The following is a 26,860-nucleotide window of genomic DNA, read 5'->3' as shown; positions in this document are numbered from 1 at the left end:
GTCTGGAGGTCTTTAGCGATGTTAAAACCACACAGGAAGCGATCCCGAGGTCACCATTGTTTAGTTCTTTTTATACGCAAGTCCTAAAAGATCAGGTTCCTCCTTTTGTCCTGGTTCCGCTTGTGGGCTTAGGGGTTCTACTCCTCTATCCCATATTCTTTGATTTTATATTGGAGCGATCTCACACTGATCCCGAGGAGTTTCGCAGCCTGTTCACGGTGATGGGTGACTTCCACGAGTGTTCGGCGGATGACTTCCCGTTCAATGTCCTCGAGAGGGGTTCCGAGGGAGATCACCATCCTGTTTGCGGGATTGACACTTGTTCGAATTTCATCTGGAAGTTGATCGGGCTGAATGGAGTGCTCCTTCACCGTGACGACCAGACGTTCAATGACATTCCTGAGTTGACGAATATTACCAGGCCAGTGGTATTGAACGAGAAATCTCAGCGAAGCGGAAGAAAGATTTTTGAGTGGAATCCGGTGCTTCTGTGCAAATTCCTTGAGAAAATAGTCAAGAAGGACAGGGATATCTTCACGACGCTCTCGCAAGGGCGGCAGATGAATCGGCACCACATTTATACGATAGAAAAGATCTTCACGGAACTGTCCGGTTTCGACCAAATGAGCCAAATCACGGTTGGTGGCGGCAATAATCCGGGTATTGACGGTGATCAGGTTTTTTCCTCCAAGCCGCCGGAATTCACCGGTCTCTAAGACCCGTAGAAAATCTACTTGGGCTTTTAAGGGGAGTTCCCCCAACTCATCCAGAAAGAGCGTTCCCTCATCGGCCAACTCAAATCGCCCCGGCTTGGTTCCAACCGCCCCGGAAAATGCCCCTTTTTCGTATCCAAATAATTCACTTTCGAAAAGAGACTCGGGAAGGGCACCACAATTCATGGTGATAAAAGGTTCATGGGACCGCTGGCTTTGTTGATGAATGGCGCGTGCCACCAACTCTTTGCCTGTTCCACTTTCGCCGCCGATTAAAACTGTGACGTCGTTTTTGGCAACCATTCCAATAACATGGTGTATGCGACGCATCGCTTCACTTTCGCCAATCATTTCCTCGATTCGTTTTCGTGTCTCGAGTTGGTGACGTAAATCCTGATTTTCGGCTGCAAGCCTGTGGCGGTCCAGGGCCTTTTGAACCACAATCGAAAACCGATCGCGGTCAATGGGTTTGGTGAGGAAATCATATGCCCCCAACCGCATGGCTTCCACAGCCGTCTCAATAGAACCATAGGCCGTGATGACGATGATTTCGGTGGCTGGCCAAAGGGATTTTATTTGTGGGACGAGAGCGATTCCACCGATACCTGGCATTTTTACATCCGTAATAAGAAGGTTGCTGGGCGACTCTTTCATCAGAGTCAGGGCGGATTCGGCGGAGTCTGCGCCCTGGGCGCGATAACCAGCCTTCTCCAATATCGTCACCAACGCATTACGAATATTGATTTCGTCATCGACAACCAGAATGCGAGTGTCTTGTTTCACGCACCCTCCAGGAGGATGGTAGGGGCATTCATCACCACTGGTAAGCTCAACGTGACCGACGTGCCATCACCGGGAAGAGCGGCCACGTCAATGCGACCGCCGTGATTTTGTAAAATCCGATGTGCGACCGCCAGGCCAAGGCCGGTCCCGGTTTCCTTTGTCGTGTAAAAAGGATCGAAGATATGGACAAGCGATTGAGGATCAATACCTTGTCCGGTATCGTGAACGGCGATCTCTACCCAGTGACGCTCTTGTCGTTCACGTTCCTGGACGATAATTCGGCAGACCCCACCTGCCGACATGGCCTGGAACGCATTAATTACGATATTGATGAGCGCCTGTGCGATCTGCGTTTCGTCACCCTGGACATCCGGAAGGTTCGTGGGTACTGAAACCTGAAGCTGCTGATCCCTGTCCTGGGCCTCATGTTGTAATAACTGTGTGACGTGCGACACGAGGGACTGAATGTTTACTTTCTGAAATTGAGCAGGCCGTGATTGTGCATATCGCATGATATTGTCCAAAATTGTCGACAGCCGGTTCAATTCGGTATTCAGTACTTGGAAATAGTCATTGGTGCGACTGGACAAGTCGGTTGTCTCTCGGAGTTCTTCTTCAAGTAAATGAAGATTGAGATCCAAGGCGCTGAGAGGATTGCGGAGTTCATGGGCGACACCAGCTGACAACGTATGAAGCGCAGTCAATCTTTGGGCTTCGTTCACCTGTTTTTCGAGGGCTAGCCACTCTGTGACGTCGTGTAGTTGAAAAATCATTCCTGCCGGTTTGCCATTATCTTCCGTCAAATCAACATTGGTAATGCGGATCGTTCGTATCTCTCCATTTTTGGAATCGAAGGTAATCTCTTTCGAATGCATGGATCCGCCATGGTGGAGGATTTGGGAAAGGAGCACCTGAATGGGATGCCCTTCCCCAAACACCACCTCATAATGTTTGCCCAATAGAGAAGCCGCAGGGCGCTCAAGAATGGTTTCAGCTGTTGGATTGGCTGCGGTAAGAACTCCATCCTCACTGACTGTTAACACACCGGTCGGGATACTTTCCAATATGTGCCGGGCGAGCCCCTTGACCTCTTCAAGGTTTTGTTTGGTGTTGGCGTAATGCAGATAGGTGACGACTGCGGAAATACCAACCCCACCGACGATGAAGAGCAGAAGTGTGATGGCGATTAAATCCCGACGGGATTGTCCGACTGCGGCATTTAATTCCGAGGATACGGTTTTGCCTTCTGTGAGGCCAACCACCACCATACTTTGATGCTCAAGACTAAAGACCAATAACACGCCAATTACTACCCCCACAATGATAAGAATGGGCACGATTTGGCGAATGAGGAGATTGTGAATAAGTGGTGTTTCAGGGTGAGGACGGAACATTCTTAATCTCTTTTTTTTTCTGATTCCTTCAAGAAACTCCTGTGGAATCCTTATCTATCCTTCACATTTACCATAGCCAAGGAACAAGAGAGGCGCAATGGTCGATATTGTGGTCATGGAGGAGTGAATCGGTGGGTGGGTTCGAAATCATATCGGGATACAAAAGCGTAATTCCCGAAATTCTTTATTCATGATCCGGAAAACATCTGACGCATTTTTTAATCCGTGGGATATATTGATTGCGGCGATGCCGCTTTCGCGGCACATGGGCACGGGCTCTCATCCGAAAGTTGTCAATGACAGCTCTGGCCATGAGGTCATTCGGGTAGATTTTCAGGATGCGCTCACATTCTTCCCTGGCCTTTCCATACCGTCGATTGGCTATTAGGAGAAACACGAGAAAATATCGATATTGGATCACCGTACATTTTCTGTTGATCAACCTCCGTAGTATAGTCTCCTGACTATTGACCCAGGCTTCATACAAGGGGTTCATGTTTAGAGTTGAGAACATGGCCTTTCCCTTTCTGAGATAAATGAGGTCATTCCAGGATTACGAAGAAGCGGTTTCATGGTCTTTTGGGTCTCTTGCCCATTTTTGATTATTGCGGCATATCTCTTATAGATCAGGTTTTTATCCCAGAACCTTCATGACCTGAGCAACCAATTGCTGAAGGTCATAGGTTTTTTTGAGTACCAGGCACGCGCCAGCCTTCATTGCCTGCTTTTGTAGGGTCTCATCCCAATCACTGCGCATCATGGTGACCAGCGGAGAGTCGTCTGAGTTTTGCTGCTCAGTCAACTGATCAGGAATTCCATTCCATCCATGATCGGCATGTGGTAATCCGTGAGTACCAAATCAAAATGCTCATTTTTGAGTTATTCGAGAGCCGCAGTTCCATTCACAGCCTGACGGCATTCGCACCCTTCTGCCTGCAGGGTTTTGCAAATCGATCGCCGGATGGAAAGGGTATCGTCAACGACCAGCACATGTTTGGCAGAATAGTAGACGGCCATATCCCAAAACCTTTTATTGGCAATCCAAGGCATGACTTATTCAGAGATCTTCAAAGGAATGTGACCTCGTTTGCAGAACAAAGGTTATGAAGTGAATGACAACATTCATCGTTGGTCACACTTTGGAATTTCTGCATTACCTTAATCGCAAACTGCAGGTACCCTGACAGAACGTATCGAAAATAAAGATATACACAAGAGCAGTGTTGGTTGGACAAGGATATTTCCTGAAATATTCTCCTATTGGTATTTCAATTCGTTAGAGTTTCAAAGATAACCCCGTAGCACGACATCCCTTCCCCCCGGTCATCATAGTTAATGTGCTTGCGTTGAACTATTTCCCCCCAATGTCCTTCTCTTCATATTATTTTGGGCTTTGGCATGGTCATGTGGATTTCATAACAGTGTTTGAACCTTAGGCTGAGCAATGGACATGCCAAATGCCATATGAGACGTCGAACATCGTTTATTGAAGGAGAACTGAGCTTTTCCTCAAATTTTTCGGATTGGATGATTTTTTACTCGCCTTTCAAGCAGGGTGTTCATGCAAAAGTTGCATGAGGAAGATCGCCTTAGGAGAAAGGTATTTTGAAAAGCCTTTAATCTTTACCAAGTTTTGATGAATAGGCATAACTATAGATGTGCAAATTTTGCATCATGACTGAAGAAGTTTTTCAGGAAGATAGAATTTACATGGATTAAGGGTTCACTGGTTTTTTGCGTATATGGCGATGTGGACTACGTCTGTCGTGGTCGTTTTGAAGGAAAGGCAATGGGCACAGGAGGAGGTCGATTCCTATTGACGAAAGCCTTGTTGGAACCTTGTATCGATTTGAAGGCCACATGCATTCCTATTGGTGTGGTGGCATGGCTGGAAATATGTTGCACGTTAGCTGGAGGAATCATCTTGACCCAAGACCTGCAAAGTTTGCAGAAGAGATGCGGAAATGCGTTGTTTCTTTAAAATTCCTTAACCGACTTCGAGCTATTTCTAGGGTCTTTTGCCGTGTTTCCAAGAACCTGGGAGCAAGAACAGAATAAATATTCAAGGTATAGCTTTTGCACTGACATGGATGTGTGCATGAAAGTCAAAACACCATTAGAGAATTTGAGGGGACGGTTAAACAGATACTAGTGAGAACGCCAAACTTCGACTCAGGCCATCAGCATGTTGTTTCTTTCCTAGCGTGGATATTTCCCCAATCCCGAATAAATTTTTGCGTGGGTCACCCCTTCAAGGAAACCAAAACCCCCTTGCACCCAACGTCTACTCACCAAGAAATTTGGTGGTTTCTCCTTTAAGCATGTGTCTCTTTATGCGACGGTCATGAAACGATCTGATGACCAACATTCCTTAGGATATTCCTATTCTCTCAATCAGGTGAGGCCAATTGTCTTGACACTTCCGCTTGCCCGTTTGGTCACTGAAAGTGACACCGTAATCAAGGCATGACGACAATCCTGTTTTTGGCTCTGCTGTTGGCTTATGCGTGTGGGATGCTTCTCCCACTTTGTTTCCCAAGTCGACCGCATATTCAGAATGTGATTGCGCATGGATCAGCGTCCGTGGCCTGTGGCCTGGGGATAGCCCTTGGTCTGATTGGGCTTTTGGCCTCTGAGCCGCTGGTTTGGTTTTGGTCTTCTTCGATTCCTCTTCTGACGTTTTCTCTCCGGCTCGATTCCCTCAGTGCCTTTTTTGTCCTGACGATTTCCATTGTGGGGTTGGCGGTGTCGGTATTTGCCAGTGGCTACGTCCGGGAATTTTACGGACGTATTCCTGTCAGTCTTCTCGGCTTTCTCTATAACGGGTTTCTTCTATCCATGTTGTTGGTGGTCACGGCGGATAATGCCTTCTTCTTTTTAATCGTCTGGGAATTGATGTCCCTCCTCTCATATTTTCTCGTAGTATCGGAGCATGAAAAACCGGACGTCCGTTTTGCTGGATTGTTTTATTTAATTATGACCCATGTGGGCACGGCATTTATTCTGGTGACGTTTCTCATGTTTTACCAGGAGACGGGTTCGTTTGCCTTTGAGGCATTTCGAAGCGCCGACCAAGCCCTGCCGGAAGGGTTGCGGACCCTGGTCTTTTGGACAGCCCTCATCGGTTTTGGAACCAAAGCGGGCATTGTGCCACTTCATGTCTGGTTACCCTATGCCCATCCCGCCGCACCATCTCATGTCTCTGCGTTGATGTCGGGTGTCATGATTAAAACGGCGATTTATGGCCTCCTTCGGATGTATTTTGATTTTCTTGGCGAACCGTTTCCCTGGTGGTGGGGATTTGTGGTCTTGTTGGTGGGCACGGTTTCGGCCCTTCTCGGGGTGATGTATGCGTTGATGGAACATGATTTGAAGAGTCTTTTAGCCTTTCACAGCGTCGAAAACATCGGCATTATTTTAATGGGAATAGGAACAGGCATGGTGTTCTATGCCTATGACATGCCCCATCTGGCAGCATTGGGAATCATCGCCGGGCTGTACCACACGATCAATCACGCGGTGTTTAAGGCCTTGCTCTTTATGGGCGCGGGTTCACTCCTGTATGCCACCCACACCCGGAACATGGAAGAATATGGGGGACTCCTTCGACGGATGCCCTGGACGGGCCTGTTTTTCTTAATTGGGGCCGTTTCCATTTCGGCCCTCCCGCCGACGAATGGATTTGTCAGTGAATGGCTGGTGTTTCAGGGGCTCTTTTTAAGCTTGGAACTCCCCTCTCTTTTTCTGAAATTGATGCTTCCCATCGCTGCGGCCTTGCTTGCGCTTACTGGCGCGTTGGCTCTGGCGTGCTTTGTTAAGGCCTTTGGGATTTCCTTCCTGGCCCTTCCGCGAAGCCCCCACGCACGAAAAGCTCAAGAGGTTCATGTCCCTATGCGCGTCGGGATGGGAATTCTCGCCGGCCTTTGTCTGGTTTTAGGATTGGCCCCTGCAGTCGTGGTGCCCCTCCTGGATCGGGTGAGTGAACCCTTTGCGGGGATATCAATTGCCGGGAGGATGTTTGAAATGGGTGGTTGGACACTCGCACCGGTGAGTGGAGAGTTTTCAAGTCTCTCCACTCCAGTTCTGGCGATTATCCTGGCCGGTCTCACAGGATTGGGATGGGGGCTCGCCTATGTTCTGGGAGGGAAAGGGAAAACCCGGTTTTATAAAACATGGGGGTGTGGGTTGAATGTGACCGCACGAATGGAATACACCGCAACCGGTTTCGTGCAGCCCATTAAACGGGTGTTTAGCACCATTTATCAACCGACGGTCAAACTCGAAACAGAATTTCTTGAAGAATCGCATTATTTTGCCAAGCAGAGACATTTCGAATTTTCCATCGAACCCATTTTCCTCAAGTATTTGTATCATCCAATCCTGAAATTCTTTTCAACCCTGGCTGATCGTTCCCGGGTGATCCAAGGAGGAAATTTGTCTTTGTACCTGGCTTATATTTTTGTGACGTTGGTGGTTTTACTGGTGGTAATGGGATAGGGCGTATTCATGAGCGCAATAGATTTCCTGCTGATTATTCTGCAAATGTTTCTGGTCTTAGGGCTTTCTCCCTTGATCGTGGGGGTCATTCGACGAGTGAAAGCCCACATGCAATGTCGACATGGAGCGAACGTGTTCCAGCCCTATTCGGATCTTGCCAAACTTTTTTGCAAGGAACCGGTGATCTCTACAACAGCCTCGTGGATTTTTCCAGCTACGCCATACATCCTGTTTTCCTCAACCTTGGCTGCCAGTCTGCTTGTGCCCACCATCATTGCGCCCATGCCGCTCAATTTTGCGGGAAATATTATTGCCCTGGTCTATCTTCTGGCCCTAGGGACCTTTTTCCTGATGCTGGCGGGCCTGGATTCCGGATCCGCCTTTGGTGGAATGGGCAGCAGTCGCGAAGCGATCGTCGCCTCGCTAACCGAACCGGCCCTGATTCTGTCCTTATTTGCCGTGGCCCTCACGGCGGGCTCAGCCAATATCAGCGCCATCGTGTACAAGACGGCGATCTTGCAGGGTATTGTGCTGGATCCTCCGCCTCATTTAATGGCCTTGGTGGCTCTGTTTATCATTACGCTGGCCGAAACCGGCCGAGTGCCCGTGGATAATCCGGCCACGCATTTGGAATTGACCATGATTCATGAAGCGATGATTTTGGAATACTCCGGGCGATATCTGGCCCTGGTTGAGTGGGCAGCCGGAATGAAACTCATGATTTTTTTGACCTTGCTGGTCAACATTTTTGCGCCCTGGGGCATTGCCACCACCTTGTCCCCGTCAGCTCTGGGCTTGGGGGTGTTGGTCTTTGTGGGGAAGGTGGTGGGGTTGGCCGTTGTGATTGGTGTGTTTGAATGTATGTTTGCCAAATTGCGGTTGTTTCGCGTGACGGAATTACTTGGGGCAGCCTTTATTCTGTCATTATTAGCTTTGGTGTTTTTTTATATCCTGCGGGTCTGACATGCCAACTCTCCCGGTCAATATCGGTTCGTACCTGGTCAATCTGTGCTCGGCCCTCCTGTTGCTGACGTGTTTTGCCATCGTCGCACAACGGCGCCTGATGGCGTGCGTGGACTTGTTCGCGTTGCAGTCAGGATTTTTGGCAGTGACCGCCACGCTGGTGGCGTATTTGACCGGCATCCACCATATTTACCTGGCGGCAATACTCACTATCGCCATTAAAGCCATTATCCTGCCACGGATTTTAAAGAAGATCGTGAGGCAATTAAATGTTCAGCGCGAGGTCAGCATGTATGTCAACATTCCAACGGGTTTGTTGATCTGCGGGGGATTGGTGATTCTCGCATTTTTTATTACTCAACCGATTGTTCATCTCGGTTTCCTTCTGACTCAAGATTCTTTGGCGATTGCCCTGGCCATCGTGCTGATCGGATTTTTTATCATGGTGTCCAGGCAAAAAGCCGTCACCCAAGTGATCGGGTTTCTCGTGATGGAAAACGGGCTATTTCTCGCAGCTACCGCTGCCGCCTATGGGATGCCGTTAATGGTGGAGTTGGGAATCTTTTTCGATGTGTTGGTCGCCGGCTTGATCGTGGGTATTTATACCCATCAGATTCAGGAGACCTTCGGCAGTGTGGATACGAGCCGAATGAAGGCCCTCAAAGAGTAAGTCTTATGATTTGGCCGATAATTCTTCTCATTGCGACTCCGTTCTTGATTGGCGTCAGTGGGCTTGTCGTACGTCATCGGCAGACGTTGGACGTCCTGCATTGCGTGCAAGCCGGCATCATGGTGGTTTCGTCAATATTATTGGTCGATGAGGTGTCCCTGAGCGGACCTGTTTCTTTTTTATACTTTCTGCATGTCGATGCCATCAGCGCATGGTTTGATTTGGTGATCGGGATCGTGGCAGGGACGGGAACCTTATATGCCGTAGGGTATGTGGGGGAGCAGTATGACCGTGGGCACATGTCGCTTAAACGGTTTCGTCAATTTTTTATGTTTTTCGATCTGTATTTGGGGGTCATGCTGTTGGCTGTCAATGTTGAAAATCTTGGGATGATGTGGATTGCCATTGAAGGAGCGACCTTGTCGGCCGCCTTGCTGATCGGATTTGAGCGGAACATGGGAGGTCTTGAGGCGGGATGGAAATTTGTGATTCTCAGTTCAGTCGGTATCGCGTTGGCCCTTTTTGGGACAATCCTCGTGTATTACTCCTCGGAGCAGCTCCTTGGGATTACCGAAGAAGCGCTACACTGGACAACACTGTATGAGGTTGGGGACCAACTCGATCCTTCCGTGATGAAAATTGCCTTTATTTTCATTTTGGTTGGGTACGGGACCAAGGCGGGTCTGGTCCCTATGCATACCTGGTTACCCGATGCGCATGGAGAAGCCCCCACTCCCGTTAGTGCAATGCTTTCCGCAAATATGTTGACCATGGCGATCTACGCGATTCTCCGGTTCAAGATCCTGACCGATCAGGCTGTGGGGCCGGATTTCACAGGAACCTTGCTCCTGGGATTTGGATTTTTCTCCGTCGCGCTCTCCTCGATTGTCCTGTTGCTTCAAGAAGATTTCAAACGACTGCTAGCCTATTCCAGTATCGAGCATATCGGTATCGCATTAATTGGTTTTGGTCTGGGGGGCTTGGGAGTATTTGGAGGATTGTGGCATCTGCTGAATCATGCCTTGGCAAAATCCGCCGCGTTTTATGGCGCTGGCCTTGTCCTGATTACGCATGAACATAAGTTTATCGCTCGTGTCCCTGGCCTGCTACGTGAGCATCCAGTTGCGGGAGTGGCCTTATTCGTCGCAGGGCTTGTTCTTGCCGGCATGCCCCCCTTCGGATTGTTTGTGAGTGAAATCACGATCGCTGCGAACGCCATGAACACAACCCCATCGATCGCATATGGGTTCCTCGCTGTATTGACTCTGGCTTTTGCGACGCTGTTGTTTCAAATTTTGAGAATGGTCCTCGGTGTGCCCATGGAAACGGCCACCTCCACCGTGGGGCCACGGTGCCGGGCCTTTTCGACCGCCGCGATTGCAGTGAATCTGGGTGCCCTGATTTTTTTAGGGCTCCATGTCCCTGCCGGCCTTCATGATCTTATCGGGGCGATTCTGCCATTTTTTCATGCGGAAGGAGAGTATTTCTAAATGCCGGACGAGAACCATGTGACGCTGATGGTCCTGGCTGCGCCGGTTGTCGCCGCAACACTCAGTCTATTCATCAAAAATATTCGTCTGCTTCACGGCTTGAACGTGATGACTATGGTCATCCTGGTGGTAGCCGCTCTGGTTCTTTGGGCAACCGTAGTTCGTGATGAATCCTTCACGGCACTCGGAAATGTGGTGTTTATTGACAGCCTCTCGATTTTCATTCTCTCAATCGTGGTGGGTATTGGTTTTTCCTGTTCGATTTATCTGTGGTCGTATTTTGATGATGAGGCTATTCAACAGTTAGTTCAACCTCATCGTCTCTGGACTTTTTTCCCTCTGTATCACGTATTTTTGTTTGCCATGATCGTCGCGACCCTGGCGAACAGTCTGGGTGTGCAATGGGTTGCCGTAGAGGCGACGACCCTGGCAACGGTCTTCCTCATTACATTTTTTAAAAGCCGGGAAAGCTTGGAGGCCGGATGGAAATATCTCATCCTTTGCTCGGTCGGCATTGCCCTCGATTTGTTCGGAACGGTCCTGACCTATTATTCGTCAATTCGTGTGCTTGGGGAAGAAAACGCCGCATTGAATCTGACCAGCCTGTTGCCCGTGGCTGCTCAGATGGATGGACACGTCCTTAAGTTGGCTTTCATCTTTATTCTGGTCGGGTACGGCACGAAGATTGGTCTTGTCCCGATGCATACCTGGTTGCCTGAGGCCTATAGTGAAGCGCCTGCCCCGGTCACAGCTATGCTGGCCGGAGTCCTGGAAACCGTTGCGGTGTATGTTGTCCTGCGGAGTAAATCCATCGTGGATCAGGCCGTCTCGCCGGGATTTACAGGGAACCTCCTGATTTTAATCGGATTGGTCTCGTTTGGGACGGCAGCGCTATTTATCCTGATTCAACGCGATTACAAACGGCTTTTTGCCTATTCCAGTATCGAGCATATGGGTTTGGCCATGTTGGGGTTTGGTATTGGGGGACCACTAGGAACCTTCGGTGGTCTGTGGCATCTCCTTAACCATGCATTGGCCAAATCACTGGGATTTTTTGCCGTCGGCAATATTTTTCGCCGTTATCGAACCAGACAGATTCATGAGGTTCAGGGCATGGCCAAAGTCCAACCCATTACCGCAATCGCCTTTCTCGCCGGTGGCTTGGCTTTGGTGGGGATGCCCCCGTTTTCACTATTTAACAGTGAGCTGTTAGTGATTACTTCACTGGCGCAAATGACTTTTCAATTTGATTCGTTTCATCTGGGGCGATTTCTGACCATTACCGTATCACATGAAATTCGGAGCCTGGGAATCATCATGATAATCGCACTGTTTGCGGTGGCGTTATTCGGAGGATTTATCTACAGGCTGACCGGCATGGTATGGGGCACCCCACCTGCAGGGGTCAGGCAAGGGGAGGCCTGGCACATCGGACAACTCCCTCTTGCTTTATCCGTCCTCGCGTTGGTGTGGATGGGGTTTTCTCTTCCCGCACAGGTTGAAACTCTCCTACAACGGGCCACCGACGTGGTGATAGGAAGATAACCAAACATGGAAACGGTATTTCAACCAGTTGAACATTTACAAAGCATATTCGGTCCGGCGATTAACCGTGTCTCCACCGACCACGGTGTTCCTGTGGTCCATGTGAACACCAATCAAATTTTGCCGATTACCCGATATATTCATATCAATGAGGAATTCAGAGGAACTCTTTCCTTGCTATGGGCTGTCGATCACCGTCCTCGTGAGGTGCGCTACGAACTCTGGTACTTATTTACGCTCGGTGATTCCAAGGACTGGCTTATTGTCTCCACGGATCTTCTGGGGGACGAACGGCTCTTTGAGTCCATCACACCCAAAATTCATGCGGCCAACTGGTATGAGCGGGAAATCCGGGATATGTTCGGCCTCATCGCACAAGGGCATCCGGATCTTCGGCGTCTGGTCCGGCACAATCACTGGCCCAAAGGGGTTCACCCCTTACACAAAAATTTCCCATGCAATTCGGTCTTGCAATGGCGCCAACCTCCCGGATCGGTTGATGGTCATTTTATTCACGGGGAAGGCGTTTTCGAAGTGCCGGTGGGCCCCATTCATGCGGGAATCATTGAACCCGGACATTTCCGGTTTACTGTGGCAGGAGAACCGATTATGCACCTCGATCTCCAACATTTTTGGAAACATCGTGGTGTGGAAAAGCTGTTCGAACAACAGACGCTGTCCGATGGCGTGGTATTGGCCGAGCGAATTTCAGGGGACACGACCTTTGGGCATAGCCTGACCTATTGCCAGGCTGTGGAATCGTTAATGGACATTCATGTGCCTCGACGGGCCAGATATCTCAGGAGTTTGTTCCTGGAATTGGAGCGGCTCCACAACCACATTGGTGATGTGGGAGGTATTTGCAATGACACGGCCTATGCGCTGGCCCATGCCCACTGCAGTCGATTGAAAGAACGGGTGATGCAATTGAACGACCATCTGACGGGCTCCAGGTTCCTTCGAGGGGTGAACTGCGTGGGAGGAGTGGGGATCGATCCCCCGGCGGTTCAATTATCCGACACCGTGACTGAACTTGAACGTATTGAAAAAGATTTTTCCGAACTGGAACAGATTATCGCCGTCAATGCTTCGCTGATCGATCGGTTTGAGAACACGGGTATTGTTAAGAAACAGACCGCCTGGGACCATGGGGTAGTGGGTGTGGTTGGCCGGGCGTCGGGGATTGACCGGGATCTTCGAAGAGATCGGCCTTTTGCAGCCTATGATGAGCTGTCCGTCCGTGTGGCGGGTTCTATAAATGGGGATGTACGGGCCAGGGTACAGGTTCGGATGGCAGAGATCCACGAATCGATTCGATTGATTGGAGAGATTCAGCGTACCCTCCCTGATGGCCCGCTAAAGGGTAGTCGCCAGGTGGTTCCTGATCCCGGAGCGTGGGCGCTTTCTGCTGTTGAAGGATGGCGTGGTGAAATTGTGTGTTTCCTCATGGCGGGGGAACACGAAGGGATTCATCGTTGTAAGGTCCGTGATCCTTCCTTTGTCAATTGGCCGGCGATTCAATTGGCAGTGATTGGGAATATTATTCCAGACTTTCCTCTCATTAATAAAAGCTTCAGTCTGTCTTATGCGGGGAATGATTTGTAATACATTGCAAGAGGTGCAGTGTGGAGGGTAGGGGAATGGGTGGGAAGCAGGGAAACCAACCACCGTGATGACATGGAAGAACGACGGGGGAGCCCTATTTTCCACTGGACGGCTTAGGGATTTGACCCGCAAAAATGAGGAGAGACCATGTTTGAAATTCTCAAAAAAAGTTTCAAAACAGGAATAGTGACCGGCCAATATCCTCCTGCTCCTGCCGGACAGAAAATCTCTGTTGCGCCAACAGCTCAAAAGAAGGCTGAACTGTTTCGAAAGTCGCTCACCATTCGTGAAGTGGATACCGGTTCGTGTAATGCCTGTGAGATGGAAATGAATGCCTTAGCCAATTCTGTCTATGATATCGAACGCCTTGGAATTCATATTGCCGCGTCTCCTCGTCACGCGGATGCCTTGGTGGTGACTGGTCCGGTTACGGTGAACATGGAAGGTCCGCTGAAGGATGTGTACAAAACCACGCCCAATCCAAAATTAGTCATCGCCTTAGGTGATTGTGCAATCAATTGTGGAATCTTCAAAGGAAGCTATGCAGTGACTGGTCCGGTGGATCAACATATTCCGGTTGATGTTCGCATCCCCGGATGTCCTCCCCGCCCGGCCGAAATTATTGAGGCTCTGACGGAGCTTCGGAAAGGCGAAACGACCTTTACCAGGTGGTTTAGAAAACTCTCGGGAGAACCATGAAGAAGTTGTGACATTTACGGTTAACCTGTTCACAAGGATTTTTCTGTGGCCAGAAAAAACAATTTTAAATAGGGCGGTAGTGGCCGGCTGCCGGATTTTAAGGGGTCTCTAACTTTTGGGGGAATATCATGCGCGTATTATTACCCGTACTTGCCATATTTTTGATTCTCGGTGTCGGTCCGTCCTGGGCCTATCAAGAGATCCACGTCTCCAATGGAGGTGCGATTTCCGGAACCGTGACCATTGAAGGAGGGAAACCGCGGCCGATGGCTTTTAATTTGGTCACGATTCCTGATCCAGTGTATTGCGGGAGAATTTCGACGGGAACCGGTTGGCGTCTGGTGGAGGATTTCGTCATTGGGCCTGACGCGGCTCTTAAAGATGTCGTCGTTGTGCTCAAGGAGGTTTCAAAAGGCAAACCCTTTAAGGATGTTTCAACAAGGATTGAGGCCATTGACTGTGATTTTTTCCCGTTTGTGAATGTGGTGCGGGATCAATCGGAAATTACGGTTGTCAATATGGATCCCATCGAACATGATATCCAGGGGTATGAAACGGCTCGCACCCGCGGTGCGCGGGTCCTCTTTAACCGGCCGTTACCGATGAATCCCTTTCATAAAGCCGCAGGGTTCCTGGGGCATCAACATCTGGCCGGGGAGCCCATGGTGGAATCAATTCATCTCAGAAAAGGCCGCAATGTCTTTGTCATGCAATGCGGGTTTCATCCTTATATGTTCTCCTGGGGTTTGGTCGTGGATAACCCGTACTATGGCATCACGGGAGGGGATGGGAAATTTGCAATTGGTGATATCCCCCCTGGAGAATACACCCTTTCCGCCTGGCACCCTGGTGCCAATACCTTCATTGATCAATCTGTTACGGTATTAGCCAATCAGTCGGTCTCAGTTCAGTTAGTATTCGAGGCTCCCCAGGGGAGAAGAAGTGTCCATGAAATGGCCGAGAATCCACGATTCGGGTTGGAACTCCTCGGAGAAGAAGAAATTCATCCCTCGCTTCGTGTGCAAATACCATAAGCCGCTTCCTGATGATTTCCAGAAAATATTTCCTTATGCCTCATTCAATCTCTCTCCCCGAAGGAGTAAATTCAAAAAACGATTTCAGATCTCACCATTCTCTTTATGGCTTGTTCAAGCGGTAAATTTACATTCGTGAGTTGGAATATACTACGAACGGAATTGGCGGATTTTAATTCCCGGCCACGGATCCGTCTCATGCATACTCATATCGTCCCGGACATTTTATCGGGAATTGCCATAGCCTGTATTGCGCTGCTGATGGCGCTTAGGATGTCCTTTAGAAGGCGCACGCCATATTTAAACCGTCCCAAAAATGAGAAGACTGCACAGGCCTTTCACTGGTTCCCAGAACACCATGAGGTTGGGTGAGAGAATTCCGGAAATTCATGGCGTTCGAAATGTGTCCTGATTCTCATGGTGAGCGGGGCGTTGTGTATTTGGTGTGGGGAGGATGCAGGGTGAAGGAGTACTGTTTGAGAATACGGTAGGGTATTGGTCGCTCATCAGACTGCCCTTGAATTCGAGGTTGGTCCGAATCGTTGATTCACGCCCCGAATGATGTCACTCATTCGCTGTGTTGGTATTCGGTAAGAAGCTGATCAATGAGTGGGTTCTCCTTTATTGATATGTAGGGAGGGAACTCTCATTAGGACTCAGAATAGAAAAGTAATTGCACGCCGATTGTGATGACCAGGAGAGCCCAGAGGATTTTGCATCCAAATTTGACGCGGGAGGTCGTCTGCAACGCGGCCTGGGATCGGGGTATGAACTCGCCGACAAACCAGGCTAGCCCACCTGCTAAAGCCAATGTGCCCATGATGTTATGGTGAGTCTGAATGTCGTGGCCACCTGGATGGAGGCCATGCATGTGGCGAAACAACATAAAGCCACCGACCAGGGCAAAACTCGGCAGAAGTGATCGCCAGAACATGTGAGAAAATTTTCCAGCCCGAAGGAACCCTTCCACCAGGCCGACAGCCAGGGCCAGGATGCCGAATATTTTATGTTGCAGCATTTCAGGATCTTTTCCGGATAAGGTTTCGGCTAATGTCCATGAGCCAATGGGCCATGCCAAATGATCGCTCCAGATTAACAGGAAGATTCCTGATCCAATCAGTGAACCCGGCAAGAGCCAACGAACCCACATGAATGCCTGCCAGCCCAGTACTCTTTGCCATTCACTGAGACCCATCAGAATGACACCGACTCCAACGAACGCATGGTTGAATTCGCTATAGGCAATCCCTTCCGGGGAGCCTTCCCATTGTCCGACCTGGGGAGCAGCGTCCGGATGGTGGACGGTGTGCTTGTGGTGAGTGTCTTCCTCCGAAATGTTGTGTGGTTCGGCCCAGGCGGAAGGTAGTCCAGGGTACAGCTTGTGGTTTATTGGTTCCCATAGGCCTTGAATTAGTAGTAACCCGAAAAAAACCCGATAGAGCCAGGTAAACAGGATAGTAGGAGGCATGATGCTCACGTGTTCCTCACTGAAGATTTTCCTTTGGTTATGGTTTTTCCAATGTAGGACGGTTGGAGAATTATGTTTTGCTGAAACTGGAAAATAGAATTCGCGTATTTCGCTAAATAGGACTGGTCATATCGTTTATCCAGAGTATGGACGGTTAACGTCACTGGTGTGCGATCGTTTGAACCGGTGAAGCAGCATTCTACTGTGGCGCCCTTCGATCCATCCTCTCTGCATGGGAGAAAGTGACCAATTCTTTCCCTTCTAGGCTTTGCTGAACCAGCTGGGGAATGTCGAGGGCTTGCTCGACTTTGAGTATATGGGTTAGCTGGCATCGTGTTTGTGGATGTTTTGGGACAAAGAGGGTGCAGCAGTCCTGGTCAGGTTCGATGGAGGTCTCGAATGATCCCAGTGCTTGAGCCTGTTGGGTGATTTCCAGTTTATCCATCCCGATAAGCGGACGAAGAATGGGAAGTGACGTCGCTTCGTTAATGACAGAAATATTTTCCGGGGTTTGGGACGCCACCTGACCCAGGCTGTCCCCGGTCGTGAGGGCCCATGCCTCTTCCTGCTCGGCAATTCGTGTGGCGATGCGGAGCATCAAGCGACGGTAAAGCACGACGCGAACGGGTGGCGGCGTGTTGATGACGATTTGGCTTTGAATATCACCAAAGGGAATGAGATGAAGACGGGAAGAAAGTTGGTACTTCGTGAGCAACGCGACCTGATCGCGGACTTTTTCCTCAGAAACCCGTGAGAGATATGGCCGACCGTGAAAATGCACAAAGACGGCTTTGCAGCCACGTTTCATCATGCGATAGGATGCCACTGGAGAATCGATACCACCGGAAATGAGGCAGATGACTTTTCCCCCGGTCCCCGTCGGTAGTCCCCCGGGTCCCGCGTCTCGTTGACAGGAGTAGTAGGCGTAGGGCGGGACTAATTCGATGAAAATTGTCATGTCGGGGTGTGAAAGATTGACTCGCTTGCCGGTATGGTCGGCGACGGCGGCCCCGATTTCTCGTTCCACGTCCATGGAGGTTTTGACGAATCGCTTGTCTGCCCGTTTGGCACTGACTCGAAAGGTGGCATAAGGATGAGTGGGCAGGTGCGCAACGATCGCATCTTTGAGAACCGCGAGATCGGATTGGTCGTAGGCCAATGGCACGGCTCTGGTCAAAGAAAAATTGACGATACCGAATACGCGCTTGATCTGTTCCTGCAAGCGCGGCCATGCCGCCTCATCCTCGAAGCTCACCCGTATTCGTCCCTGGAGTGCTTCGACATGCACATGTGCCAGGGGTTTCAGTGCCCCTCGTAGATGGTGGACTAACCGGTATTCGAAATGTTTCCGGTTGCCTCCCTTGAGGGCGAGTTCATGATAATGCACTAGGACATGAAGCATTAGTGGAGTGATTCTAGGTATCGCTCGGCGTCGATGGCCGCCATGCATCCCGATCCGGCAGCCGTAATGGCCTGGCGATAATGTGAATCCTGCACATCACCTGATGCAAAAACGCCGGGGATGTTGGTGGTAGACCGATTTGGCTGAGTGCGGATGTAGCCCTGCTCGTCCATATCGATGAGTCCGGTAAACAAGCTGGTGTTCGGCGTATGGCCGATGGCCACGAAGACGCCAGATAGCGGAATCTCTTCAACCTGGTTGGTTTGGACGTTGCGGACCCGGATTCCCTTCACGACCTCATCACCCAGGACCTCTTCAAGAGCACTATTCCATTGAAAGGCGATCTTTTCATTGTTGATGGCCCGGTCCTGCATGATTTTTGATGCGCGCAATTTATCGCGACGATGAACGAGCGTGACTTTTGAAGCGAATTTTGTCAGGAATGTCGCTTCTTCTACGGCGCTATCACCGCCGCCGATGACCGCAATCTCTTTGCCACGAAAGAAGAACCCGTCGCAGGTGGCACATGTCGAGACGCCATGACCCATGAGGCGGCTTTCGGAGGGTAGGCCTAGTAAATTTGCCGAGGCTCCGGTCGCAATAATCAGAGTTCGAGTTTCCAGAGTGGCTTCATCATCAACCGTGACCTTAAAGGGGCGCACCTGGAGATCTACGCTGGTGACATGCCCCTGGCGAAATTGGGTGCCGAACCGTTCGGCTTGGGCCCGCATGTCTTGAATGAGTTGAGGGCCCATGATGCCTTTGGGGAATCCGGGGAAATTTTCCACATCGGTGGTGATGGTTAATTGTCCGCCAGGCTGCGAACCATCAATGAGCAAGGGGGAAAGATTGGCTCGAGCGGTATAGACGGCGGCGGTTAATCCAGCCGGGCCCGAACCCAGAATAATGACGTCATGCACCATGCGTGAACTCCTTACAGTTAGACATGTAGGTGAACGGTCTATGGGGTATTGAGGCTGCGACGGGTCGTTCGTGACCTCGCCTCACTGTCATATGTCCTATACAATGACTGGACCGCATGGCGCAACCGGGTACGTGACCAAGTTCCATCCAACACGGCGTCGGCATAGTCAAGCTTGCGGCGAAGGGGCATTTGTTGTCTGATTCGCCGGAGGGCTTGGGCCTTGGTCAGGCCATCACGACGGCAGGCGCGAGCGAGTTGAGTGGTCCGGTCGGCGGTGACCACAATGACATGATCCATACGCTTGTGTGCACCGGCTTCCAATAATAACGCGGCATCATAAATCATAACCGCATGAGGATTTTCGTGTCGCATGTTCTTAACCTGTTTGGCCTGTTCGCGGGCGACACGGGGATGGATGATCGCTTGCAAAACGTGTAATTTCTTAGGGGATTTAAACACAATTTCGGCGAGAGCTTGGCGATTAATGGTGTGGTCTTTGGCAAGCACTTGTGGCCCGAATTCCTTGACGATATTCTTCCAAGCAGGTTTTCCAGGTTTGACAACGGCTCTGGCCAGTTCGTCGGCGTCAATAATCCTGGCTCCAAGTGATTGAAATATTTTGGCGACGGTCGTTTTTCCTGATGCCAATCCTCCAGTTAACCCGACAACGACCATAACCAACCTTAGCATAGGGGGTTGGGAGCGACAATAAATGAGGAAAATTTTTGACATTTGCTTGACCGTTCCAAACCCCTTGGGTTATTGACTCGATGAGAGTCCTTTCCTTTGGGTGAGCCGATCGACTGCCAAGAGCTTGACAAGGGGGAATTAACACCGTGAGAGTTCAACACATGCCGACCACCTTTCGACCAGCTCTCTTTTTTTATGCCCTGTTTCTGTGTGTCCTGCCTGGATTGGCGTTTGCCAATACTGAGGAACTTTCCCCTTCCGAGGCAATTGCCTCGTCCGTATGGCAGGTTGCCTTGGATGGGTCTGGGCATTTCACCTCGATTCAAGAAGCGATTGATCAGGCTGCATCAGGTGATACGATTTTGATTAAACAGGGAGCCTATGCCGAGGACGTTACTGTGCATAGCAAGGAGGGTTTGTCGATTATCGGTGAAGGCATGGACCTGGTAGTTCTGACCGGAAAAAAGCGTGTCGGGACTCTTCATATTGGCAAATGGCCCTATGGGGCAACGAATGTGACGATTCAAGATCTGTCCGTGATTCAACATGGAGGATTGGGGGTTGGCATTTTTAATGGCAGTGGCGTGCGATTAACACGGATACGTGTCAATGGCATGGTGTTTAGTCAACAGGTGCAGGATGTTCTTTTGGAAGACTGTGTGATTGGTGACAGTGAAACAACAGGTGTGGCATTTGCGGATTCTACAGGCACCCTATCCGGCAATCTGATTTACCATAATGACCATGGCGTGGCTATCGGAGGCAACTCTGATGTGACCCTCAGACAGAATGTGATAACCCGAAGCCTTTATGAGGCCGTGTTGATGACTGATCAGTCCAAAGCCCGGTTGATTCAAAATACCCTGGCTCAAAATGGAGGTGGGGCTGCTTTTCATGACGATGCGCAAGCCGATGTGCAGGGAAATATTATTAGTCAGAGCGCAGTAGGTTTTTTATTTTTTCCGGGGAGTCACACCACGCTGGCCTTTAACGCCTTGTCCAGCAACCAGGGGGATTATGTCATGACCGGAACTCCACCCACGCCGGCTCCGGATAGGGCAGGGAAAACCGATGTACAATTTGCTCCCGGATTTGTCAGTCCTGAAAACGGGGATTTTCGTCTTCAGTCCGATTCTTCCTTGATCCAGGTTGGTGCCTTCCCGTATTTAGGGGCTCTGCCTCCGGTTTCTTCCAACCCGTAAATTCCTTTTCAGTTTTGTCTGTCCAAGTGTCTGCGGCCTTCTCTTCGAGAGGTCTCAGTGCTTTACGGGACGAGTCATTTTCAACACTCCTTGAATGTTCTCCGGTTGCTTTTTTTACCCATGTGTGAATGGGAAGACTGAATATTTAAAACCTTCAAGAGTCTTCTTTGTGGTTTGGGCATCGTTCACGCAGAAATTCATAACCTGCCCCTCTTTCGCCTAACACCAACAGCTATGCCACACAGACCCGGAGATTCTGAACATCCCGGAACGACGGTATATGAGATTAGGGTTTTTGCTTGGGACGGAGAATCAATTGAGCATGCTCCGCATCCAGCGTCACGAGAAAGTGTTTAAGGAAGGACATGCCGAGAAGACCCTCAATGTGTTCCGGAATATCGGGAAGATCGTGAAGGGCGACGGCGACATTGGTAGCTTGTGCCGTTCCTACCGAGATTGAGGAGAGATAATTCATGTTGACTTGGACTGACCCCCCGGCCGTGTTGACGGTCAAGAGTTCATTGTCGGTGGTTCCAAGGATTCCGAGATCAATGGCGACCTGATTTGAAAGGACTGTCATGGAGGCACCGGTATCCACAATAAGTTGGGCCGATCGTTCCTGGTTCAACACGACCGGAACGATGAATGATCCTCCACTTTTGGTGAGGGGGATGGTGATATCCTCATTGAAAGGCCCATCCTGATTCTCCCCATGCCCATCCAGGGAGGACAAGCCGATAGAGATCTGTGTGTCAGGAGGTGCCTGATTAGGAATGGATTTGGTGGTAGCTTGAAGTGTTGGAACCGTGGATGGTGTTTGATTGGTGAGAGTCGAGCTCTGTGATGGCAATTGCGTGCAGTTGAATAGTTGGACCGGGTTGTCTGTTAATACACGTGCCCCGGATTCATCGAGACAGTCATAAGTCGCTGAAAAGACTGGAGATACCCATAGAACACAGTATGCCAACACTCCAACAAGCCACCACAAGGCGGTGTCCGGAGGATTCCTAAGAAAAAAAACACTGCGACTTTCAAACATAATGGGAAAAGGATACCAATATGCGAGGGGAAAACGCTATGAAGCCGATTACCCGCTGGTGTCGGGTGTTAAGGGAATGGTGGCCTGAACATGAGAGCCGGTTTCCCACACCTGGGTGGACAGGACCACGGTTTCTGGTTCGATCCTGTGCACCTGCACACGACCGTCCAAGATCTCTCCCTGTTTGACGATATAAATGGCCTGCCCATTGGTGAGGAAGGCCTGGCTTTCCCCCCCCTTGGTTAAATACCCCAGGAACCGGAATTGGTTGAGTTGTTCCCTGGCTCGCTGTCCTGCAAGATCGGCAAAAGAAGGACCTGGGGGCGGCGGTTGGGGTGGAGGTGGCGTCGGGGAGGGTGCCGCCTTGGCGAGGCGAGAGGTGGTGGCTTTGTTTGTGTCTTGTCGGGCGATCTGGGCCATGCCCAGAGGTGCAAAAATATTTCGAGGGAGAGAGAACGTGACAGTTTGTCGAGGATTAGGAAAATCCGGGTCTAACTTCAAATCTTTAAGTGGTGGAAGTGGGTTTTCGGACGTGGCAGAGTGAAGCATGGGATCTGTTGGCTCCGAATCCCACAATTGGAAGATTGTCACCATTCCCCAAGCCAATAGTAAGCCCCCCAACATTAGCCATTTTCGTTGATTTGTCATTAGGCTTTCGTCTTTTTGACCGGTTCAGGGAATTCTTTCAGAAAGGTAGAGACCTTTAGCTTAAAGATGACCCCTTTCTGTTTTTTAGATGTTTCAACGGACAGTTTTTCAATAAAGAGGTAGGGCCAGCGTTGCTCTAGTTCGAAAATGAATTTACGAATAGCCTCATAGGGTCCTACGGCTTCAAACGCAAACGTGCCTTTTGTGGCCAGTTTATGGGGGAGGGGTTTGAAGTCGTATCCCATACCTGGAATTTGTACGCGATTTCGTTTTGCTAAATCGGCAATGTCTAAACTTAAATCTGTGAACTCTCCGGAATCCGGAAGCGCGTTCCATATGGTGGATAGAATGGTCTGGGTCTGCCTGGCCGTCTGCATGGTTTTTTGTGTGTGCAGGGAAGCCTGATTCAGAGCTGTGATATGTTCAAAACGGTCCTGGGCCGGGTAAAAGATGAAAGCAAACATCCCGACCGATGACAGTCCTGCAAGGATTGTCACGATGAACAACGGACTTAAAAATTTTGTGATCCGAATCGTCGTTTTTGATCGTTGTATAATCTGAAAGGAATTCATCGTTGCCTGGAAACTCCTGTCAGGTGAGAGGTCGAGTGTCGGGTATCATACGTGACTGTGAGCGTAAACACGCTATGGGAGCCACCTTGATCCTCTTTGGTGTTTTTTGTGGAATGCTGCGATAGCAAGACATTCTGAAAGGCTGCGTGCTTGTCTAGCTGATGAATGAGCCGGTTGAGATCTGGAAGGGAAGCTGCCGATCCTTGAAGAAGAATCGTGTCGGTTTTTTCATCGAGAGACACCGAGTTCACGGTAATATCCGAAGGAACGGCTGTTTCCAGATCGGTCAGTAATTGCGTCCAGGAAAATCCAACCCGTTCACGAACCTGTTTCACAAAATTGACTTTTGATGGAATGCTTCGAATGGCCTGATGCGAAAGATCAAGCCCCGCCACCCTGGCTTGAGAGACCAATTGATTGTTGGCCGTCTTGATACTGGATGCTTGGTCTTCTAGGATATCAATCTGTTCATGTAATGACTTTCCCTGCCACCAGAATGAAGCGGTAAGAGCGAGTGTCCCGGCTGTGAGGAGGGTGAGCCCGAGTTGGGACAATTGAAGAAAATGAATGCCGGGTGCAGACAAATTCCTATGTACACGTGGAATCATCATGCCACCATCAGACTGGCATAGCCTGGCAATGCCACTTCTTCCCGGTTGCTCGCCGCCAGGTGCCTGTTTAATAAATGAAAATGTGAGGCATGAGAAAGCGAGGTGACTCGAATTTGTGGCTCATGTCCTCCACTGGCCTTCAGGGACTGTTGAATGTGGTCGAGAGGCGGCATAAGGCTCTGTCCGTAGGGCAGATCGGTTGTCATGAACAGATTAACCGGAGAAGATGCCGTGGCAGAGATGGGAAACATCTCGAAATAATATTGCAGTGTTGCCAGGATTTCCTTTTCTACCTTCATGGCAATGTACGAAGAATAGGGATTATTCCCAGTGTCGGATTCTTGGGGTGCGTTAGAAATCAGATCTTCTGACGTTGTTGTGCAATGTTCTCTGGTTTCCCTGTCCTCCTTAGCCTCAGGATTCACGGAAGAATCTTTAGAGTGATGGGCTTCCGTTTTGATGCCAAGAGCTTTCGTGCGGACGAAGCGTGGACTGCCTTCCTGACAAGCTAAAAAAGTAAACCCCCAATGACTTATGAAGAGAAACATAACGACTGGGGGCGCGGAGGCCTGAGAGGGATTTTCAGCCGTGAGCATGTCCTGGATGTTGTGACGGTACAGATCAAAGATATCGAGCCCCGACATTCCCACAGAAGTTGGGATCAGGCCGGCTTCTAAGCACATGTTTTCATATTGTTCAATGATTTCATGGCGAATAGCCGTGCCTAACACTCGGACCTGGCCTCTGTTGCCTGGGGAGGAATCCCTGACCGATGAAGGCACGTAGAGGCCAAAAGCTAGGCGCGATTGGGAGGTATCGAGTTTAAGGTCCTGTTGAAAACGCCAATTCACCAGTGCCGTTTGCTCCGGTTTTTTGGTGGGGAAGGATGCAAAATCAAAAATGCTAGTCCGGGCGCATATGTCGGGGAGACTGAGTGCAATGGAGAGCGGGCGACGATAGGGCTTGACCAGTGCCTTAAGTTGAGTGAGAAATTCAGTCGGATTGGCAATGTTGGGTTTTGCCGATGAGAGGGTGAGGACTTCCGGCGAGAGCGGGAGTCGGGCGATGTGCCGGAGCGACCTCTTTCGCCAAGATTTTTTGATTTCCACCAGGCATAACCCATCCTCACAAATGGAGAGTGCCACGGTGGGTGCCGAAATGGGAAAAAAATGCATCAGATTTCCTCGATCGGAGTGACCCGATTAATTTCTTTGAGCGTGGTTTCTCCTCGATAGACTTTTTCAAGCGCTGCTTGCCGTAAGGTGCTCATCCCCTGGGCCATGGCAGCCGTGCGAATTTCAGATATGGATTTCTCGTTTAAAATCATTTCCTTGATGGAATCGGTCATATCTAAGAATTCTGTAATGGCCTTTCGGCCGCGGAAGCCCAAGCCGTGACATTCATTGCAGCCTTTGCCTTCATAGAAGGTCAGGTGTTTGACGTCCTCATACTCAATGCCGGATTCTTCACATTGCTCAGGGTGAATCTGGATTGGCACACGGCAGGTTGGGCAAATGGATCGGACCAGACGCTGGGCGAGAATGCAACTCAAGGAAGCGACAAAATTATACGATTCAATGCCCATATTCACAAACCGGCTAATGACATCAAAGGCATTATTCGCATGCACGGTGCTAAAGACTAAATGCCCCGTGAGAGCCGATTGTATGGCAATTTGTGCCGTCTCTACATCCCGAATTTCTCCAACCATAATTTTATCAGGGTCGTGTCGCAAAATGGATCGAAGCCCTCTGGCAAACGTGAGCCCCTTCTTTTCATTGACTGGAATTTGTACGATCCCCTTTAATTGATATTCCACCGGGTCTTCTATCGTAATAATTTTATCTTCATCGGAGTGCACCTCATTGATAGCGGCATACAGGGTTGTGGTTTTTCCGCTTCCCGTGGGGCCGGTAACTAGGACCATGCCATAGGGTCGAATGATGGCTCGGCGGAAACGCCGTAGATCCTCGCCGGTATACCCCAGGGCCTCCAGGCGCAGCCCTTGGACGCCCGCCGAAATATGTTGTTTATCCAGAATTCTGATGACCACCGATTCCCCGTACACACTTGGAAGAATGGAAACCCGGAAATCAATGGTTCGGTGATTTAGAAGTAATTTAAACCGGCCATCTTGCGGCGTACGACGTTCCGCGATATCCAGTTCGGACATGATTTTGAGTCTGGAAATAAGAGAGGGGTGAATGCCGGTATCAAATGGTTCCATCGCTAAATAGAGAACTCCGTCAATACGAAATTTCACATCGACCGTGCGCTCGGTGGGCTCAATATGTATATCACTCGCCTGCTTTTGCAGGGCGGTTAAGATAATCGTATTCACCAGTTTGACTACCGGGCTGAGGTCCTTGGTGATCCGTTCAACGGATAGGACTTCCTCCCCTTTCTCGTCTTCTTTGATCAGGACCGGATCCAGTTCGGCTTTGATGCGCGTGAGCACCTGGCTGTTGCCTTCGCTATTGCCCAGGGCTTCAAGAATGGCTGAGTGAGACGAGACGACCAATCGCAACTCAAATCCCAATTGGTGTTCCAGTTCATCAATGATTCGCAGGTCCTGTGGTTTGGCGATTGCGATTGTCAGAATCGGGCCTTCTTGTTCGATGGGCACAAATTCATACCGATGCATGAGTTCGACCGGGATGGACTCCATCAGCGATGAGGGGATACGAAATTCCTTGAGGTTGTTCCAGGGCAATCCATATTGATCAGCCAAAGCCTGGCCGATCACCTCCTCCGTGAGCGTACCTTGTTCCAACAAAATGGCCGCAATGGTCTGGTTCGTCGTGCGTGCGGTTTCGAGCAGAGTCTCCTTATCCCGTTCCCGGATGAGACCCTTTTCCACCAAGAGGTCTTCGAATGGCATGCGTTTGACGGGTGTGGTCATGGGTATTC

Annotated in this window: 24 protein-coding genes; 9 read left to right on the top strand and 15 right to left on the bottom strand. The window is 50.0% G+C overall.

Annotated features, from left to right (window positions below):
* Positions 1–137: 137 nt before the first annotated feature.
* The 5 genes from ACWHYD_RS10555 to ACWHYD_RS10535 all read right to left on the bottom strand — a co-directional run bounded on the left by ACWHYD_RS10555 (position 138) and on the right by ACWHYD_RS10535 (position 3,940).
* Positions 138–1,496, bottom strand: a complete 1,359-nt coding sequence (locus ACWHYD_RS10555; RefSeq protein ID WP_447961996.1) for a sigma-54-dependent transcriptional regulator — start codon at positions 1,494–1,496, stop codon at positions 138–140.
* Positions 1,493–2,890: a two-component system sensor histidine kinase NtrB gene (locus ACWHYD_RS10550; RefSeq protein ID WP_447961995.1), complete on the bottom strand. Its 1,398-nt coding sequence runs from the start codon at positions 2,888–2,890 to the stop codon at positions 1,493–1,495. The genes ACWHYD_RS10555 and ACWHYD_RS10550 overlap by 4 nt, the downstream gene beginning before the upstream one ends.
* Positions 2,891–3,074: 184 nt before the next feature.
* Positions 3,075–3,332, bottom strand: coding sequence for a hypothetical protein (locus ACWHYD_RS10545; RefSeq protein ID WP_447961994.1), 258 nt, complete (start codon positions 3,330–3,332; stop codon positions 3,075–3,077).
* A gap of 192 nt (positions 3,333–3,524) precedes the next feature.
* Positions 3,525–3,692 (bottom strand): hypothetical protein, encoded by a 168-nt coding sequence (locus tag ACWHYD_RS10540; RefSeq protein ID WP_447961993.1) that lies wholly within the window; start codon positions 3,690–3,692, stop codon positions 3,525–3,527.
* A gap of 77 nt (positions 3,693–3,769) precedes the next feature.
* Positions 3,770–3,940 carry a hypothetical protein gene (locus ACWHYD_RS10535; protein ID WP_447961992.1) on the bottom strand — a complete coding sequence of 57 codons (171 nt, stop codon included), beginning with the start codon at positions 3,938–3,940 and terminating at the stop codon, positions 3,770–3,772.
* A gap of 1,416 nt (positions 3,941–5,356) precedes the next feature.
* Here ACWHYD_RS10535 and hyfB point away from each other — a divergent pair.
* The 8 genes from hyfB to ACWHYD_RS10495 all read left to right on the top strand — a co-directional run bounded on the left by hyfB (position 5,357) and on the right by ACWHYD_RS10495 (position 15,393).
* The gene (hyfB, locus tag ACWHYD_RS10530; RefSeq protein ID WP_447961991.1) at positions 5,357–7,387 is read left to right on the top strand and encodes a hydrogenase 4 subunit B; all 2,031 of its coding nucleotides are present in this window, start codon (positions 5,357–5,359) and stop codon (positions 7,385–7,387) included.
* Positions 7,388–7,396: 9 nt separating this feature from the next.
* The gene (locus ACWHYD_RS10525) at positions 7,397–8,350 is read left to right on the top strand and encodes a respiratory chain complex I subunit 1 family protein (protein WP_447961990.1); all 954 of its coding nucleotides are present in this window, start codon (positions 7,397–7,399) and stop codon (positions 8,348–8,350) included.
* 1 nt (position 8,351) lies between these two features.
* Positions 8,352–9,020 (top strand): hydrogenase, encoded by a 669-nt coding sequence (locus ACWHYD_RS10520; RefSeq protein WP_447961989.1) that lies wholly within the window; start codon positions 8,352–8,354, stop codon positions 9,018–9,020.
* A gap of 5 nt (positions 9,021–9,025) precedes the next feature.
* Positions 9,026–10,510 carry a proton-conducting transporter transmembrane domain-containing protein gene (locus tag ACWHYD_RS10515; protein WP_447961988.1) on the top strand — a complete coding sequence of 495 codons (1,485 nt, stop codon included), beginning with the start codon at positions 9,026–9,028 and terminating at the stop codon, positions 10,508–10,510.
* Positions 10,511–12,055, top strand: a complete 1,545-nt coding sequence (locus ACWHYD_RS10510; protein WP_447961987.1) for a hydrogenase 4 subunit F — start codon at positions 10,511–10,513, stop codon at positions 12,053–12,055.
* Between the two features lie 6 nt (positions 12,056–12,061).
* Positions 12,062–13,660 carry a hydrogenase large subunit gene (locus tag ACWHYD_RS10505; RefSeq protein ID WP_447961986.1) on the top strand — a complete coding sequence of 533 codons (1,599 nt, stop codon included), beginning with the start codon at positions 12,062–12,064 and terminating at the stop codon, positions 13,658–13,660.
* Positions 13,661–13,807: 147 nt separating this feature from the next.
* Complete coding sequence (locus ACWHYD_RS10500) at positions 13,808–14,359, top strand: NADH-quinone oxidoreductase subunit B family protein (protein ID WP_447961985.1); 552 nt, start codon at positions 13,808–13,810, stop codon at positions 14,357–14,359.
* A gap of 128 nt (positions 14,360–14,487) precedes the next feature.
* Positions 14,488–15,393 carry a carboxypeptidase-like regulatory domain-containing protein gene (locus ACWHYD_RS10495; RefSeq protein ID WP_447961984.1) on the top strand — a complete coding sequence of 302 codons (906 nt, stop codon included), beginning with the start codon at positions 14,488–14,490 and terminating at the stop codon, positions 15,391–15,393.
* Between the two features lie 649 nt (positions 15,394–16,042).
* Here the strand turns inward: ACWHYD_RS10495 and ACWHYD_RS10490 are convergent.
* The 4 genes from ACWHYD_RS10490 to coaE form a co-directional block, all read right to left on the bottom strand.
* Positions 16,043–16,861 (bottom strand): hypothetical protein, encoded by an 819-nt coding sequence (locus ACWHYD_RS10490; protein ID WP_447961983.1) that lies wholly within the window; start codon positions 16,859–16,861, stop codon positions 16,043–16,045.
* Between the two features lie 199 nt (positions 16,862–17,060).
* The gene (gene thiI / locus ACWHYD_RS10485; RefSeq protein WP_447961982.1) at positions 17,061–18,263 is read right to left on the bottom strand and encodes a tRNA uracil 4-sulfurtransferase ThiI; all 1,203 of its coding nucleotides are present in this window, start codon (positions 18,261–18,263) and stop codon (positions 17,061–17,063) included.
* Positions 18,263–19,183 carry a thioredoxin-disulfide reductase gene (trxB, locus tag ACWHYD_RS10480; protein WP_447965858.1) on the bottom strand — a complete coding sequence of 307 codons (921 nt, stop codon included), beginning with the start codon at positions 19,181–19,183 and terminating at the stop codon, positions 18,263–18,265. Before trxB ends, thiI begins: the two co-directional genes overlap by 1 nt.
* A gap of 41 nt (positions 19,184–19,224) precedes the next feature.
* Positions 19,225–19,863, bottom strand: a complete 639-nt coding sequence (gene coaE, locus ACWHYD_RS10475; protein WP_447961981.1) for a dephospho-CoA kinase — start codon at positions 19,861–19,863, stop codon at positions 19,225–19,227.
* A 176-nt stretch (positions 19,864–20,039) separates the two neighbouring features.
* Between coaE and ACWHYD_RS10470 the strand changes: the two genes are divergently transcribed.
* Positions 20,040–21,080: a pectinesterase family protein gene (locus tag ACWHYD_RS10470; protein ID WP_447961980.1), complete on the top strand. Its 1,041-nt coding sequence runs from the start codon at positions 20,040–20,042 to the stop codon at positions 21,078–21,080.
* A gap of 286 nt (positions 21,081–21,366) precedes the next feature.
* On the opposite strand, the gene ACWHYD_RS10465 is transcribed toward ACWHYD_RS10470, so the two are convergent.
* The 6 genes from ACWHYD_RS10465 to ACWHYD_RS10440 are packed head-to-tail and all read right to left on the bottom strand — an operon-like array spanning position 21,367 to position 26,852.
* The gene (locus tag ACWHYD_RS10465; RefSeq protein WP_447961979.1) at positions 21,367–22,119 is read right to left on the bottom strand and encodes a retropepsin-like aspartic protease family protein; all 753 of its coding nucleotides are present in this window, start codon (positions 22,117–22,119) and stop codon (positions 21,367–21,369) included.
* A 48-nt stretch (positions 22,120–22,167) separates the two neighbouring features.
* Entirely contained in the window at positions 22,168–22,767 is a 600-nt protein-coding gene (locus ACWHYD_RS10460) for a hypothetical protein (protein ID WP_447961978.1), read from the bottom strand.
* Positions 22,767–23,339, bottom strand: a complete 573-nt coding sequence (locus tag ACWHYD_RS10455; RefSeq protein ID WP_447961977.1) for a hypothetical protein — start codon at positions 23,337–23,339, stop codon at positions 22,767–22,769. The genes ACWHYD_RS10460 and ACWHYD_RS10455 overlap by 1 nt, the downstream gene beginning before the upstream one ends.
* Positions 23,336–23,950, bottom strand: a complete 615-nt coding sequence (locus ACWHYD_RS10450) for a PilN domain-containing protein (protein WP_447961976.1) — start codon at positions 23,948–23,950, stop codon at positions 23,336–23,338. Before ACWHYD_RS10450 ends, ACWHYD_RS10455 begins: the two co-directional genes overlap by 4 nt.
* Positions 23,947–25,125: a hypothetical protein gene (locus tag ACWHYD_RS10445; protein ID WP_447961975.1), complete on the bottom strand. Its 1,179-nt coding sequence runs from the start codon at positions 25,123–25,125 to the stop codon at positions 23,947–23,949. The genes ACWHYD_RS10450 and ACWHYD_RS10445 overlap by 4 nt, the downstream gene beginning before the upstream one ends.
* Entirely contained in the window at positions 25,125–26,852 is a 1,728-nt protein-coding gene (locus tag ACWHYD_RS10440; protein ID WP_447961974.1) for a GspE/PulE family protein, read from the bottom strand. Before ACWHYD_RS10440 ends, ACWHYD_RS10445 begins: the two co-directional genes overlap by 1 nt.
* Between the last annotated feature and the right edge of the window lie 8 nt (positions 26,853–26,860).

This window comes from Nitrospira sp. Ecomares 2.1, from assembly GCF_965152585.1.
This window is presented reverse-complemented; position numbering and strand designations above follow the sequence as displayed.